This is a genomic window from Shewanella profunda (assembly GCF_023283765.1).
GTDB lineage: Bacteria > Pseudomonadota > Gammaproteobacteria > Enterobacterales > Shewanellaceae > Shewanella > Shewanella profunda.
Map to the genome: position 1 here is coordinate 1 of NZ_JAKILG010000010.1, position 13,956 is coordinate 13,956.

The 13,956-nt window shown below is 45.3% G+C and carries 11 protein-coding genes; 6 read left to right on the top strand and 5 right to left on the bottom strand.

The genetic code is table 11. From position 1 onward, the window contains the following. Positions 1–205 precede the first annotated feature (205 nt). A complete protein-coding gene (locus L2744_RS07035) occupies positions 206–808 on the top strand; it encodes a hypothetical protein (protein WP_248991250.1) in 603 nt (200 codons plus the stop codon). A 634-nt stretch (positions 809–1,442) separates the two neighbouring features. Continuing rightward, positions 1,443–3,482, top strand: coding sequence for a DNA repair helicase YoaA (yoaA, locus tag L2744_RS07040; RefSeq protein ID WP_248991251.1), 2,040 nt, complete (start codon positions 1,443–1,445; stop codon positions 3,480–3,482). Positions 3,483–3,715: 233 nt separating this feature from the next. On the opposite strand, the gene L2744_RS07045 is transcribed toward yoaA, so the two are convergent. Both L2744_RS07045 and L2744_RS07050 read right to left on the bottom strand, forming a co-directional pair. Further along, complete coding sequence (locus L2744_RS07045; protein WP_198780124.1) at positions 3,716–4,006, bottom strand: cytochrome c3 family protein; 291 nt, start codon at positions 4,004–4,006, stop codon at positions 3,716–3,718. Between the two features lie 559 nt (positions 4,007–4,565). Continuing rightward, positions 4,566–6,074 (bottom strand): methyl-accepting chemotaxis protein, encoded by a 1,509-nt coding sequence (locus L2744_RS07050; RefSeq protein ID WP_248991252.1) that lies wholly within the window; start codon positions 6,072–6,074, stop codon positions 4,566–4,568. A 481-nt stretch (positions 6,075–6,555) separates the two neighbouring features. On the opposite strand from L2744_RS07050, the gene pheS reads away from it, so the two are divergent. The 4 genes from pheS (at position 6,556) to lpxM (ending at position 11,279) form a co-directional block, all read left to right on the top strand. Next, positions 6,556–7,539, top strand: coding sequence for a phenylalanine--tRNA ligase subunit alpha (gene pheS, locus L2744_RS07055; RefSeq protein WP_248991253.1), 984 nt, complete (start codon positions 6,556–6,558; stop codon positions 7,537–7,539). Between the two features lie 15 nt (positions 7,540–7,554). Continuing rightward, the gene (pheT, locus tag L2744_RS07060; RefSeq protein WP_248991254.1) at positions 7,555–9,942 is read left to right on the top strand and encodes a phenylalanine--tRNA ligase subunit beta; all 2,388 of its coding nucleotides are present in this window, start codon (positions 7,555–7,557) and stop codon (positions 9,940–9,942) included. A 3-nt stretch (positions 9,943–9,945) separates the two neighbouring features. Next, a complete protein-coding gene (ihfA, locus tag L2744_RS07065) occupies positions 9,946–10,242 on the top strand; it encodes an integration host factor subunit alpha (RefSeq protein ID WP_006081370.1) in 297 nt (98 codons plus the stop codon). 95 nt (positions 10,243–10,337) lie between these two features. Then, positions 10,338–11,279, top strand: coding sequence for a lauroyl-Kdo(2)-lipid IV(A) myristoyltransferase (gene lpxM, locus L2744_RS07070; RefSeq protein WP_248991255.1), 942 nt, complete (start codon positions 10,338–10,340; stop codon positions 11,277–11,279). A gap of 132 nt (positions 11,280–11,411) precedes the next feature. Here the strand turns inward: lpxM and hypA are convergent, their stop codons facing one another. Genes hypA through hypD form a run of 3 tightly spaced genes read right to left on the bottom strand, consistent with a single transcriptional unit; the run spans position 11,412 to position 13,907 of the window. Beyond that, positions 11,412–11,759 carry a hydrogenase/urease nickel incorporation protein HypA gene (gene hypA / locus L2744_RS07075; RefSeq protein WP_248991256.1) on the bottom strand — a complete coding sequence of 116 codons (348 nt, stop codon included), beginning with the start codon at positions 11,757–11,759 and terminating at the stop codon, positions 11,412–11,414. Then, a complete protein-coding gene (gene hypE, locus L2744_RS07080; RefSeq protein ID WP_248991257.1) occupies positions 11,759–12,775 on the bottom strand; it encodes a hydrogenase expression/formation protein HypE in 1,017 nt (338 codons plus the stop codon). Before hypE ends, hypA begins: the two co-directional genes overlap by 1 nt. Continuing rightward, a complete protein-coding gene (gene hypD, locus L2744_RS07085) occupies positions 12,768–13,907 on the bottom strand; it encodes a hydrogenase formation protein HypD (protein ID WP_248991258.1) in 1,140 nt (379 codons plus the stop codon). The genes hypE and hypD overlap by 8 nt, the downstream gene beginning before the upstream one ends. Positions 13,908–13,956: the final 49 nt, after the last annotated feature.

Sequence of the window (13,956 nt, forward strand, 5' to 3'; positions counted from 1 at the left end):
TCAAGTGTTCAAACAGTGACATAGGGAATAGGTCGTTAGCATAACATGCTTGCTCTGATCCTGTTTAAGCCTAAAAGTTTCCGTTAGTTAACAAAGTATGATCCCGCCCTGACCACGGGATGCAGATACAAGCCCAGGTGCAGGTTCTTACGCCGCAGATGCAATTATTGGTTTCGGTAACGGCGGTGGCTTAGGCGGGGCATTTTTGAGCATGTTAGGTACCAATATAAGTAATGCACTTCTCAACCACGCTTACGGCATAGCTTACATATCAGTTGAGTCATTTGACCAAGTTAATATGGATAAGGCTTTATCTTCACTAGAAAATATTGTCTCGGTTGGTGCTTCGAACACATTTAACATTAAATATACAAAGAAAGTGAAATATAAAACTTTCGACCTCTATACCTATCATGGCGATGAATGTTTAAGACGTCAAAATATGTTTAAAAAAGATCAAGTAGAATTAGGAATTGCAGACCCTCTTGATTGTGTAGCCGCAGGGCATACAACCCCTATACTTCTTGCCAAAACAACTACCACACCAAATGGCACTACAGGAAAGTATTTAGTATTTGGCCTAGAAAAAATGAGCTACCAAACTTTTTTCCGTGCAGCAAAAAACATCCCATCTGTAAGTAAGTTAGGTGAGTTTTACTATTTTGTTCCAGCTTCGCCAACTAACGCAGTGCCTTTCGTTTATTTTGACCAAAAAGCACATCTATTCATTAAACCTGATGGGGACAACTTATCTAGCATTAGCCTTGAAAATTTAGAAAAAATATCTCCTAAACTATTTGGTAAGTAACTTGATCCAAACTCGATAAGGATAAAAGTGAAAGATTGGACGGGCATGACTTCTAGGTTGAAAGTAACCTCATGATATTAGCTTTTCTATAGCCACAGCTTTATTCGCCCTACTTGCATTTTTAACTTTTAAACAAGCTTTGGGGCAATAGCTTTTTAGCTGAATGAACAGTATAAGGGGTAGTCAAGATTGTCATTGTTGCAACAGTGACCTTCTAAAACATATATGTTTTAGTAGAGCCCTCAGGGACGCTTCTTGTTAAATAAAGGGGCGTGTCACTGGGGGAAACAATGGCAATTAATGCGTAATGCGTGTAACTCAACTATCTTGCTTTGGGTGCTTTGTGTCAAAAACTGACATACCCATAATGAACGGACTTAATGCCGACTCCGTATGGCGCGAGGGAAAGAACTCGTGAAATTATCCTTGCTAACTTGTAGTCTTATCTTAAATCAGCATAATGCATCGAGTCTTTAAGCTTAACGCTATAGTTTACGCAGCGGTTTGCGGCACTAACTAGTGCATGTGCTAATAAAGTCATCACTATGCACTCGCTCAGCAGCTTATTGTGTGGCCTTACTGCATTGTTTTCAATAACGCTTCCTAACACCTTGATAAAGGATTGATTCTACCTTTGACTCGCTCCCGCCAACCGACCACTAAGCCTGCTTTCTCTAAAGGAGCCGTCGCTAAACCAGCAGTGGGTAAGCAATCCGTCGCTAAGCCTGCTGCCTTAAAAGGCGTCGCTGCGGTGAGTCGACTCGCGACCGAAGTGCAACGCGCATTTTTGCCAGATGGAGTGTTGTCTAAGCATATTCAAGGGTTTAGTGCGCGGACAAGCCAAATGCAGATGGCGCAGGAAGTGAGTGAGGCGATAGCATCTAAGGGCAATGTGGTGATTGAGGCGGGCACAGGTGTTGGTAAAACCTTTGCGTATTTGATCCCCGCGATATTGAGCGGCAAGCAAGTCATCGTCAGTACCGGCAGTAAAAATCTGCAAGAGCAGTTGTTTTTTAAAGATTTACCCGCCCTAGTCGCCATGTTGGGGATCGAGCCCAAACTGGCACTGCTTAAAGGTCGCAATAATTATCTGTGTCAGTGGCGACTCGATAAGCAAATGAGTGAGGCAAGCCATATTGAAGCGCGTTTATTGGATGATTTGTTAAAAATCAATCAGTGGGCGGGTACGAGTAAGGATGGCGATATTGGTGCGATCACCTCCGTTCCTGAAAATTCTTCCGCGCTGCCACTGGTTGTCAGCACCAAGGAAACCTGCTTAGGTAAGCGCTGTGACTTTTACGATGCCTGCTTTACCCGCAAGGCGCGCAGCCGAGCCATGGATGCCAAAATCATTGTGGTTAACCACCATTTATTTTTCGCCGATAGCGTATTGAAGGACACGGGCTTTGCCGAATTATTACCCGATCCCGATGTGGTTATTTTCGATGAGGCCCATTTATTACCTGATATTTGCGTTAACTATTTTGGTCAGCAATGTTCGAGTCGTACTATCGATGATTTTATTCAAAAGCTACTTGCCATTTATCAAACAGAACTTAGTGATACGGGGCAAATTGCCCAATTTTGCCAGCGTTGCCTCGCTAAATTAAGTGATTGGCATAATCAGTTATATTCCTGCGGCGAATCCGACTGGCGTTTAGTGCTGGGCAATAAAGTGCTCGCGGGTGCGTCATGGGATTTACTGGCTGAATTAACCGCGCTGCAGAATTTATTAATGGCCCATATTGGCCGCAGTGAATTATTAGATGATATCGCCATCAAGTTGACGGAGCTGAATAATAAGCTCAGCGTATTTTTTCACTGCGATAATAATCAGGCCGCCTACAGCATAGAATTTGGCAGTCGCTTTGTGGTGCTGCGAATTTCACCGATCAATATTGCCCGCGAGTGCCAGCAGTTATTTGTGCCGGAAACTAGCTGGATATTTACCTCGGCCACTTTGCAGGTAAACCGCAGTCTTGCCCATTTTGCCCGTGAAATGGGTATCGTCGATGCGCAGCAGAGCATTCTCGACAGTCCCTTCGATTATCCCCGCCAAGCGGTATTTTGTGTGCCGAGACAACTTGGTAGCGTGACCAATCAACAGCAAGCGTTAAATCAGCTGGTGGATGTGTGCGTGCAAGCGATAGATGCGGCGCAGGGGCGCACTTTTATTTTATTTACCAGCCATAAAATGCTCGAACAAGCGGCGCTGGCACTACGAACTCGCACTCAGTATCCGCTGCTGGTACAAGGCCAAGCGGGTAAACAGAGCCTGTTGACTAAGTTTCGCCAACTTGGCAATGCGGTGTTACTCGGCACCAGTAGTTTTTGGGAAGGGGTGGATGTGCGCGGCAAACTCTTAAGCTGCGTGATTATCGATAAATTACCTTTTGTATCGCCCGATGAGCCCCTGTATCGCGCCAGAGCCGACAACGTGAGCCGTCAGGGACTCGATCCTTTTACTGAAGTGTCATTACCTCAGGCGATTATTGCGCTTAAACAAGGGGTTGGACGACTTATTCGCGATGAAAAAGATCGTGGTGTGCTGATCCTTTGCGATAATCGCATCGTGAATCGCTATTACGGCCAAGCCTTCTTAAACTCATTGCCGCCAATGGCGCGCACCCGCGACTTAGAAAAAGCCTTGGCGTTCTTGAGAACAATACCCTGACACTCGTCTTATGGTTTACTTGGGATGCTTAAATTTGTCTTATTTCTATGGAATATGAGCGAAGTATTTAGCCGTTAGATATACATTAAGGCTATACAAACGGGGATAAAAATTGCCACCTGTGAGCAATAGATGGCAAACACCCTTGGAGGTTGGGTTAAGTGGCATCCTGCCTAATGGGTCCATTCAAAACAATTTGTTCTTCGGCTCTTTGGCTTTAGATTTGCAGCAAATTAATGGCATTCTTTGCAGGCATCTGCAGGGGCTTTTTCTTCATGAGCGATATGGCAATTAGTGCATGTTAAAACGCCATCATGCTTAGTATGAGCTTCACCTGCGAGTGTTTTCATTTCACCATGGCATGATACACATTGCTCATTTTCAAAAACATAATCCGCAGAAGGTGTTTTATCCTTATGGCATGATTCACAGTCAGATCTTTCAGAATGGCTGTCAGCAAGTGATGCCGCCATCAAACTAGTAGAGAAACACAGTGCACACATTAGCATCATCTTTTTAAGCATGTTATTTTCCTTCTTTTATTGTTGGGTTAAATCATCATTCTCAAGCCAGCAAATAAGCTATTCAGTTATTAAATATTCAATAAAATAAGCTCTTATCCGGTAATAAAGAGCTAGTGGCGCAATATAGGTAATGCGCAATTATTGCTTTTTTTAAAGGTCTAAATAGCATTTGCCTTGAAGCTTATACCGCTGTTTTATTATTAATGTGTACTGAAATACACTAGGGTTTAACAGGGTTTATTAAGCTTAAATTAATAATAATCCAGAGGTTTATACTTGGCTTTGCGAACGTATAATAGATTTTTAAGATGACAAAACGTTGATCGTTATCAAAGGTGAATGGATGAATGCTTTTTTAGTTTAAAAGTATGATCAAGATTGTGTTGTGGGGCCGCTAAATTCGATAATCCAAATCTAACTTTTAAAATTTTTATTTTATTTTAATTTATTTAGGAATTCTAAATTATAGAAATGAATTAATTAGGGATTAATCCGATGGAGATTCGTTATTTAAGCAACAAGTGAGCTTTGGCTCCCTTGTTGCTTAGCACTTCAACGATTAGATTTTTAAACCAACCATAAGTTGATCGAGTTGTCCTGCTGTCGCTTGCAGTTCGTCGCAACCTGAAACAGATTGATTCGCCGATTGTTCAACATCATGGGATTGATTGCGAATTTCCATCAGGTTAGTCGCAATCTCATTGGCTACCGCCGACTGTTCCTCGGCGGAAGTGGCAATCAAGACGCTCATCTCAAGCACTTTATTGCTGTGATGGGCAATCGAACCTAAATCTTTGCCCGTTTGCAATACATGATGCTTGCCTTCACTGGCTTGACTTACCGTGCGTGACATCACTTGGGTCAGGTTGCGTGTACCCGTTTGCAGAGATTCGATCATGGTTTTAATTTCAACCGTTGCCGCTTGGGTGCGGCCAGCCAGTGTTCTTACCTCATCGGCAACGACGGCAAAGCCTCTGCCTTGCTCACCAGCGCGCGCCGCTTCAATTGCAGCGTTGAGGGCAAGCAGGTTAGTTTGCTGGGAAATGGCATTGATGGTTGAAACAACCTCATCAATTTTGCTGGCATTTTCATTAAGAATATTGACTGCATCGGAGGCATCGGAAATTTCATCAGATAGCAGATCAATGGCATGTACTGTGGTTTCAATATCCCTAGCACCATTACTGACTTGCTGATTAGTCTCTTGGGTTTCTGCTGAGGATTGCTCGGCATTGCGCGCCACTTCTTTTACCGCGGCGGTCATTTCTTCCATCGCGGTCGCTAAGGAATCAAGATGTTGTCTCTGATTCACCGCGAGGGATTGACCTTGTTGGGCCGTGTTTCGAAATGATGAGACGACCTCGCGAATTTTGCTGGTCGACTCGGCAATTTGTTTGACTAAGGTATGCTGACGTTCCACCAGGGTATCTATGCTAATGGCTAAGATACTAAATTCATCCTTCACCTCAAAAAAGTTCAACCGTCCGGTTAAATCCCCCGATGCAGCCCGTTTTAATGCCATTACCGTGGTGTAAAGTGCACCACCAACGAAGGTTGAGATGTAATAACTGAATAAAAATAGCACAAACAGTAATGCCGCCATCAGACCATAAACCAGCAGGTTATCCTTGGCGAGTAGGGCATCAATCTCCCGATTATCGACGGGAATAATAGTGATCTGATTTTGATCATTTACACCACTGATCGCTCTTTGCGATTGACTATCATCAATGCCGCCGCCACTGCGGGCAATAGACTGTGCCTTACTGTCGGCATTATTCAGTGCCATGATACTAACATTAGCGCTGCTAAGCTGGCTTTGTAGTGCTTGACGTTCTTGCTCTGGTAATTTGCTATAGAGTAGGGAGGTCACCTGATTAATTTTTTGTGATGAGTTTTGCAGAGCGTTGAGATGTGCATCGATAAGGGTTTGTTGAAACTGGTTATTAAGAAAAACCGCTAATCCCACAATCATAACCATGGGAACAAGGGCGAGAATAGCGAATTTAGTTTTTAAGGTCATGTGGATAAGATACTGATCTATCCAACGAAATTTTACTTCTTTCATTAGCGCCTCATTAAATTAGGCTGGAACCGAATCTGTATCGGTCAGTTTGCCATAGACTTTATAGTTTTCTGCTTTGTAAGCATTTGCTTGTATTAATGTTGTCCAATTACAGTCGTTTTGTATGAATTGCTGCAATTTTGGCAAGGTACAGCCGGGAGTTTACAGTTTAGTTACATTTTCGGCTAGTGGCGTAGAAAAGGAAAATTTTGGCTTAAAAAGCATCTGTTGGATTTCAACTTGAATAAAACTCACCCACTGTGTTGGGGTAACGCATGAATTTGCATGATAAAAACCCCGAATAAGCCCTAGTAATATGGCGTTCGCTCGCGTAAAATTTCTATCCTTTTATTTCGTTATAGCTAGCGTTATAACTAGCAAAGCGTCTGGCATTAACGCCCGATAACCTGAGCACCCAAATAGCCTGAAAGTTTGGCGCCCATAGCACTTGTTTATCAAGCGCGACTATGCAGTGGAAGAGAAAATGCAGCAGTTAACAGAGATCGTAGAACAAGCCTTAGTCATTATTGACCAGGCCAGTGATCTAAAAGCACTGGATGATATCCGTGTCGATTACCTTGGTAAGAAAGGTAAGATCACCGACATGATGAAGATGATGGGTAGCTTAAGCCCAGAAGAAAAGCCAGCCTTTGGCCAAGCGGTCAATGATGCTAAACAGGCGATTCAACAAAAATTAACTGAGCGCATTGATGGTCTGAAGAGTTCGGAACTGGAAGCCAAATTAATCGCCGAGAAGATTGATGTGACTTTACCGGGCCGTACCATCGAAATCGGTGGCCTACATCCTGTGACTCGCACCATTGAGCGTATCGAAACCTTCTTCGGGGAATTAGGGTTCTCTGTAAAGCAGGGGCCTGAAATTGAAGATGATTTTCACAATTTTGATGCATTGAATATTTCCGAGCACCACCCAGCGCGTGCCGATCATGATACCTTTTATTTCAATCCTAAGCTGATGTTGCGTACCCAAACCTCCGGTGTGCAAATCCGTACTATGGAAACGGAAAAGCCGCCACTGCGCATTATTTCTCCGGGTCGTGTTTATCGTAACGATTACGATCAAACTCACACGCCAATGTTCCACCAAGTGGAAGGTCTGTTGGTGGATGAACATGTGAACTTTGCTGAGCTTAAAGGCATTTTGCATGACTTCCTGCGTAACTTCTTCGAAGAAGATCTGCAAGTGCGTTTCCGTCCTTCTTATTTCCCATTCACTGAACCTTCAGCGGAAGTGGATGTGATGGGCAAAAACGGCAAATGGCTAGAAGTGCTAGGTTGCGGTATGGTGCACCCGAATGTGCTGCGCAGCGTTGGCATAGATCCAGAAAAATACTCTGGTTTTGCTTTTGGTATGGGTGTCGAGCGCTTAACTATGTTGCGTTACGGCGTAAACGATTTACGTGCGTTTTTTGAAAACGACCTACGTTTCCTGAAGCAATTTAAATAACGGAGCTGTAATAGCATGAAATTTAGCGAATCTTGGCTTCGAGAATGGGTCAACCCTTCAGTGAGTCGTGAAGCATTATCCCACCAGATCACTATGGCCGGTCTCGAAGTTGATGGCGTTGATCCTGTTGCCGCCGATTTTAATGGCGTGGTAGTGGGCGAAGTGGTTGAGTGTGCTCAGCACCCCGATGCCGATAAACTGCGTGTGACTAAAGTGAACGTTGGCGGTAGTGAACTTATCGATATCGTCTGCGGAGCTCCAAACTGCCGCCAAGGCTTAAAAGTGGCCGTGGCTATGGTTGGCGCCGTATTACCTGGCGATTTCAAAATCAAGAAAGCCAAGCTGCGTGGCATGCCATCAGAAGGCATGTTGTGTTCCTACAGCGAGCTTGGCATTAACGTCGAAAGCGATGGCATTATCGAATTACCACAGGACGCACCATTAGGCACTGATATCCGTGAATATCTGCAGCTTAATGACGCAGTGATCGAAGTGGATTTAACCGCTAACCGCGCCGATTGTTTAGGCATGGTAGGCCTTGCCCGTGAAGTGGGCGTGTTAAATCGCCAAACAGTGGTTGAGCCGCAGTGGCAGGCGGTAACGCCAACAACAGATGCACAGGTGACGATTAACGTTAACGTGCCAGCTGCTTGTCCACGTTATTTAGGCCGTGTGGTTAAAAACGTCAATGTTAAAGCGCCAACACCATTATGGATGCAGGAAAAACTGCGCCGTAGCGGTATTCGCTCTATCGATCCTATCGTCGATATCACTAACTTCGTGTTGATTGAATTCGGTCAACCTATGCACGCTTTCGATCTTGCCAAGTTAACCGGCGACATCCAAGTACGTTTAGGCACTGGCGAAGAGAAAATCACTCTGCTTGATGGCAGCGAAGTGACGATTCCAAGCGATACCTTAGTGATCGCCGATGATGCGCGTCCATTAGCTCTTGCAGGTGTGTTTGGCGGCGAATATTCAGGCGTGAGTGATACCACTCAAGACATATTGCTTGAATGTGCGTTCTTCGCACCGCTTGCCATTATGGGTAAATCACGTCGTTTAGGCCTGCATACAGACTCATCACACCGTTTTGAGCGTGGTGTTGACCCTGAGATGCAACACAAGGTTATCGACCGTGCTACGCGTTTAGTACTCGATATCTGTGGTGGTGAAGCGGGCCCTGTGGTTGAAGCTAAATCCGATGCTGATTTACCAAAACCTGCACAAATTGTATTACGCCGTAGCAAGTTAGATAGAATTTTGGGTCACCATGTGCCAGACACTGATGTGGTTGAGATCCTGCAACGTCTAGGCTTTAGTGTGGTTGCTAGCCAAGATAGCTGGCAGGTGACCACGGCCACGTATCGCTTCGATATGGCGATTGAAGAAGATCTGATCGAAGAAGTGGCGCGTATCTACGGTTATAACAATATTCCGAATACGGCGCCTGTGGCTGCGCTACGCATGTCTGATCATAAAGAATCTAACTTAAGCTTAAAACGCGTTCGTGCCTTATTGGTTGCTCGTGGCTTCCAAGAAGCGGTGACTTATAGCTTTGTCGATCCGAAATTGCAAAATCTGGTTCACCCAGAATGCGATGCCATGGTGTTACCAAACCCAATTTCCAGTGAAATGTCGGCCATGCGCCTGTCAATGTTCACCGGTTTATTGGCCGCCGTTGGCTACAACCAAAGTCGTCAACAGAGTCGCGTGAGACTTTTTGAAACTGGCCTGCGCTTTGTTCCTGATATCAATGCAGAATCCGGTGTAAGACAGCAAGCAATGCTCGCTTGTGTCATTACTGGGCTCCAAAATGATGAACATTGGGCTATGGAATCGAAAACTGTTGATTTTTTCGACCTTAAAGGTGATTTAGAAGCAATTATCGGCTTGACAGTTTCCGCGTCTGAATTTAGCTTTAGAGTAGCGACGCATTCTGCTCTCCATCCGGGGCAATGTGCTGAAATATTGAGAAATGATCGAGTGATCGGTCATCTAGGTGCAATCCATCCTCGTTTGGAGAAGCCTTTTGGACTCAATGGTAAAACCATCGTTTTTGAGTTGGAATTGGATGCTTTATTGCATACCAGTTTACCGCTAGCCCAAGCTGTATCTAAGTTTCCAGCTAATCGTCGTGATATCGCAGTAGTAGTAGATGAGAGTGTATCTGCAGGCGATATAATGAAAGTGATAAGAAAAGTTGGCGAAAATCAGTTGGTTGGCATAAACTTGTTCGATGTATACTTAGGTAAAGGTGTTGAACCCGGCAAGAAGAGCCTGGCGATAGCACTTACATTACAAGACACTACTCGTACACTTGAGGAAAAAGAGATAGCTGAGACGGTTGAATCAGTTGTTTCCGCCCTTAAGACCGAGTTCAACGCATCGTTGAGGGATTAAAGTATGGCACTTACCAAAGCCGAAATGGCAGAACATCTTTTTGAAACACTGGGAATGAACAAGCGTGTCGCCAAAGAGATGGTTGAGTCGTTCTTTGAAGAAATTCGGGGCGCACTTGAAAGTGGTGAGCAGGTCAAGTTATCTGGCTTTGGCAACTTTGACCTTAGGGACAAGAATCAAAGACCGGGAAGGAACCCAAAAACAGGCGAAGATATCCCAATTTCTGCTCGTCGTGTCGTGACTTTTCGTCCCGGCCAGAAGCTGAAAACTCGTGTAGAAGCCGCAAATACGGGTAAGTAATTTCGTTTGTTTGATGGGAAAGCCACTCCTTTGCGAGTGGCTTTCCCATTTGTTTTTTCGCAATATCATTCTATCCACTGTCTGAGGTGATTTCGTTGTCAAGACAGCCCAAATATTTTGACCGTCGCTTTCCGCTAGCATTGCTACACCCTAGACACTGGGTTTCATGGTTGGCGATTGGTTTACTCGTTATTTTTGGACTTATGCCCGCACGGCTGCGTGATCCTATCGCAAGATTATTGGCAAAATGGGTTATACCGATTGCCAAAAAGCCTATCCGAGTGGCAAGAGCCAACTTGAAGACATGTTTCCCTGAAAAATCCGCCGCTGAAATAGAAGCATTAATCCGTGAGAACGTGCAAAACTTTGTCTTAGTGCTGTTGGCACAAGGCGAGTTGTTGGTGCGCTCGAAAGCCCATTTGCGCCGCCGAGTTAGCCTGAGTGGGTTTGAGCATGTGGAAAAAGCGCAGGCAGCGGGACAACCGATTATTTTTATCATGCCCCATGTCTGGCCGATAGATTATGCCGGATTACGCATCAATAGTGAGATGCCTCTGGTGACTATGGCAAAAGCCCATAAAAACGGTTTGTTTAATTGGTTTAGTAATCGCGTGCGCAGTAGCTGTGGCGGCCATGTGTATATGCGTGAGGCGGGTATTCGGGCCTTATTGGCCGAGCTTAAGCAGAATAACAGCTTTTTTTATTTGCCCGATGAAGACTTAGGCCCAGAACAAAGTGTGTTTACGCCTTTCCTTGGCACAGTGAAAGCGACTCTTCCTGTGGTTGGGCGTTTAGCTCAGGCGGGCAATGCCCAAGTATTACCGGTGAAGATTGGCTACAACCAAGCTAAATATCAGTTTGAACTTACTGTGATGCCCGCTATTGCACCGGAAGATATGCAAGGCAAAGAGAATGAAGCTTTGGCACTGAATAAGGTGGTGGAGCAGGTGATCTTAGCCTATCCAGAGCAATATATGTGGTTTCTGCGCTTGTTAAAAACTCGCCCTGAGGGAGAGGCTTCTATTTACGGTAACTAAAAACTTTTGATGATCTAAAAAGGCTTTGAGGCGGTTAACTCAAAGCCTTTTGTATTTTGGGGAAGGATCTAGAAACATCAGCACCAAACATCGACATGTTTTAAATCTCGATACAATCAATGATGCAGATGCTTATTCTTGCTCCATTTCAAGTTGCATCAGTAACATATCTTCGCCGTCGAGAACGCGGGTTCGATAACTTTGACAAGCAGGGCAAACAATAGAGCGCTCATTGAGTTCAGACGAAGTTTGACAGTCGAGGCATTGGATCACCAAGGGCTGTAATTGCATATTTAGCTGAGCTTCTTTGCAAATACTATCGAGTTTAAACGTATCAAAGGCCGTTTGCAGTAATGCGGGCTCAACCCCACTCATCACCCCAAGCTTGATATCCACCCGAGTGATCTTATTTGCCTGATTGGCTAGAGCGTGCTGCTCACATTGCTCAATTAAGGCACTGACAATGGAATATTCGTGCATCAGCAAATCCTTGGCAGCAGTTCACCTTGGGGAAGGTCGAGATAACGCTTGGTATTCCAAGGGGTTTTTAAAATAACTTTCCCCGGTATTTCTTCTGTTACCGTGCCGATAATGGCTGCGTGTTCACAGTGACCAAAACGCTGCATAATCTCGAGCGCGCCTAAGGCGATCTCGTTAGGCACTGCCATGATAAAAGTGCCTTCGTTGGCGAGATCCATGGCTTCAAAGCCATAGAGTTCACATAAGCCTTTGACTTCATCACAAACAGGAATACTGGCTTCATTCACTGTGATACCAACATTGGATGCAACAGCCCATTCATTTAATACAGCAGATAAACCACCGCGGGTTGCATCACGCATCGCATGAATTTGAATATTGGCGGCAATCAACTGCTCCACGACGGGCCAGAGGGTTGCGCAATCGCTTTGAAGCGCAGATTCGAGCACTAAACCTTCGCGGGCCATTAAAATTGCCGCGCCGTGGCAACCGATATCACGTGAGACGATAATGGCATCGCCCGGTGTGAGATTTGCTGCCGAGATATTGGGACGTAAAATGCGACCAATGCCTGAAGTATTAATAAATAAACCATCGGCGCAGCCCTTGGGCACAACCTTAGTGTCGCCACAGACAATCCGCGCGCCACTTTGTTTTAACTCCTTTGCCATACTGCGGACAATAGTCGTTAATTCATTGATAGAAAAGCCTTCTTCTATAATCACACTGCAGCTTAAATACTGAGGTTCAGCGCCCATCATGGCGAGATCGTTAACAGTGCCCGCGATAGCAAGCTTGCCGATATCACCGCCAGCAAAAAACAACGGTGATACGGTAAAAGAGTCTGTGGTAAAAGCATTGGCGCCATGTAAGTCGAGTTTTGCAGCGTCCTCTTCATTACGCAGAATTGGATTATCAAACTCGACAAAAAACAGCTCGCGAATGAGTTTGTTCATCTCTTTGCCACCACCGCCGTGGCTAAGTTGAATGGATTTATCCTTTGGAGAATCAGCCATGATGTGGCTCCTTGATATCGACACCTTGGTAGCGGTAATAGGCATTACAGGCGCCTTCAGAGCTGACCATACAGCTCCCTAATGGCGTTTCAGGGTTGCAACCTCGGCCAAACACTTTGCAGTCTTTAGGCTTAGCGAGACCGCGAAGAATATCGCCGCACTGACAGGCCTTATGATCGTCAATCTCTTTTACGGGCAAACGGTCCTTAAACCGTAGTTCGGCATCCCTATGGGCATACTCAGGCTTGAGTTGCAGCGCTGAATTTGGGATAGGGCCTAGGCCACGCCAGCGAAATTGGGGTCTAACACTAAAGAATTGGTTCACTTTTGCCTGTGCCGTGAGATTACCGTCTTCCGATACGGCGCGGCTGTATTGGATATCAAGCTCGGCTTTACCAGCCGCTTTTTGGCGCACAATACGTAGGATTGATTCCATCACATCGACAGGTTCAAAGCCTGATACGACAACTGGTGTACCATATTGCTCTACCGCTGGACGGTAGATCTTAGCGCCACTTATCACACTGACATGGGCTGGGCCAATAAAGGCGTTGACCCTCACATTAGGATCGTGCATGACGGCATCAATTGCTGGAGGCACTAGTACATGGTTGATATGAAACAGCAGGTTATCCAGTTTTTCATGTTCGGCGAGTTGAAGCAGAATCGCCGTCATTGGCGTTGAGGTTTCAAAACCTATGGCGAAAAAAACAACGATTTTATCGGGATTATCACGGGCAATTTTGAGCGTATCTAAGGGATCGTAAATCGGGCGGATATCGCAGCCTTTAGCCCTAAAACTGGCTAAGGAACCTTGGGAACCGGGCACGCGGATCATATCGCCTAGGGTCACAAGGATCACATTTTCTTGGGAGGCAAGCGCGGCAGCTTGGTCAATACGTTCCTTGGGCATCACGCATACTGGACAACCTGGGCCGTGGATAAATTCAATATTATCAGGCAGTAAATCCAGTAAACCGTATTTCATGATTGTGTGGGTATGACCACCACACACCTCCATGATATTGATTTGTTGCTTAATCGTTTTAGCGGTTAGCTGAATGTCCCGCGCTAACTTGGCGATAGTGTGGGGATCGCGAAAGCCTTGATAGAGGTGTTTTAGTTCAAGCATTCTCTTTCCTTGGTGCACTGATTGAGCGCACGCCTTTTATCGAAAAGGG

Bases quoted from the DNA above. Each gene is read 5' to 3' on its own strand.
- hypE (WP_248991257.1), bottom strand. From the start codon at position 12,775: ATGGCTGATTCTCCAAAGGATAAATCCATTCAACTTAGCCACGGCGGT.
- hypA (WP_248991256.1), bottom strand. From the start codon at position 11,759: ATGCACGAATATTCCATTGTCAGTGCCTTAATTGAGCAATGTGAGCAG.
- ihfA (WP_006081370.1), top strand. From the start codon at position 9,946: ATGGCACTTACCAAAGCCGAAATGGCAGAACATCTTTTTGAAACACTG.
- pheS (WP_248991253.1), top strand. From the start codon at position 6,556: ATGCAGCAGTTAACAGAGATCGTAGAACAAGCCTTAGTCATTATTGAC.
- L2744_RS07045 (WP_198780124.1), bottom strand. From the start codon at position 4,006: ATGCTTAAAAAGATGATGCTAATGTGTGCACTGTGTTTCTCTACTAGT.
- hypD (WP_248991258.1), bottom strand. From the start codon at position 13,907: ATGCTTGAACTAAAACACCTCTATCAAGGCTTTCGCGATCCCCACACT.
- pheT (WP_248991254.1), top strand. From the start codon at position 7,555: ATGAAATTTAGCGAATCTTGGCTTCGAGAATGGGTCAACCCTTCAGTG.
- L2744_RS07050 (WP_248991252.1), bottom strand. From the start codon at position 6,074: ATGAAAGAAGTAAAATTTCGTTGGATAGATCAGTATCTTATCCACATG.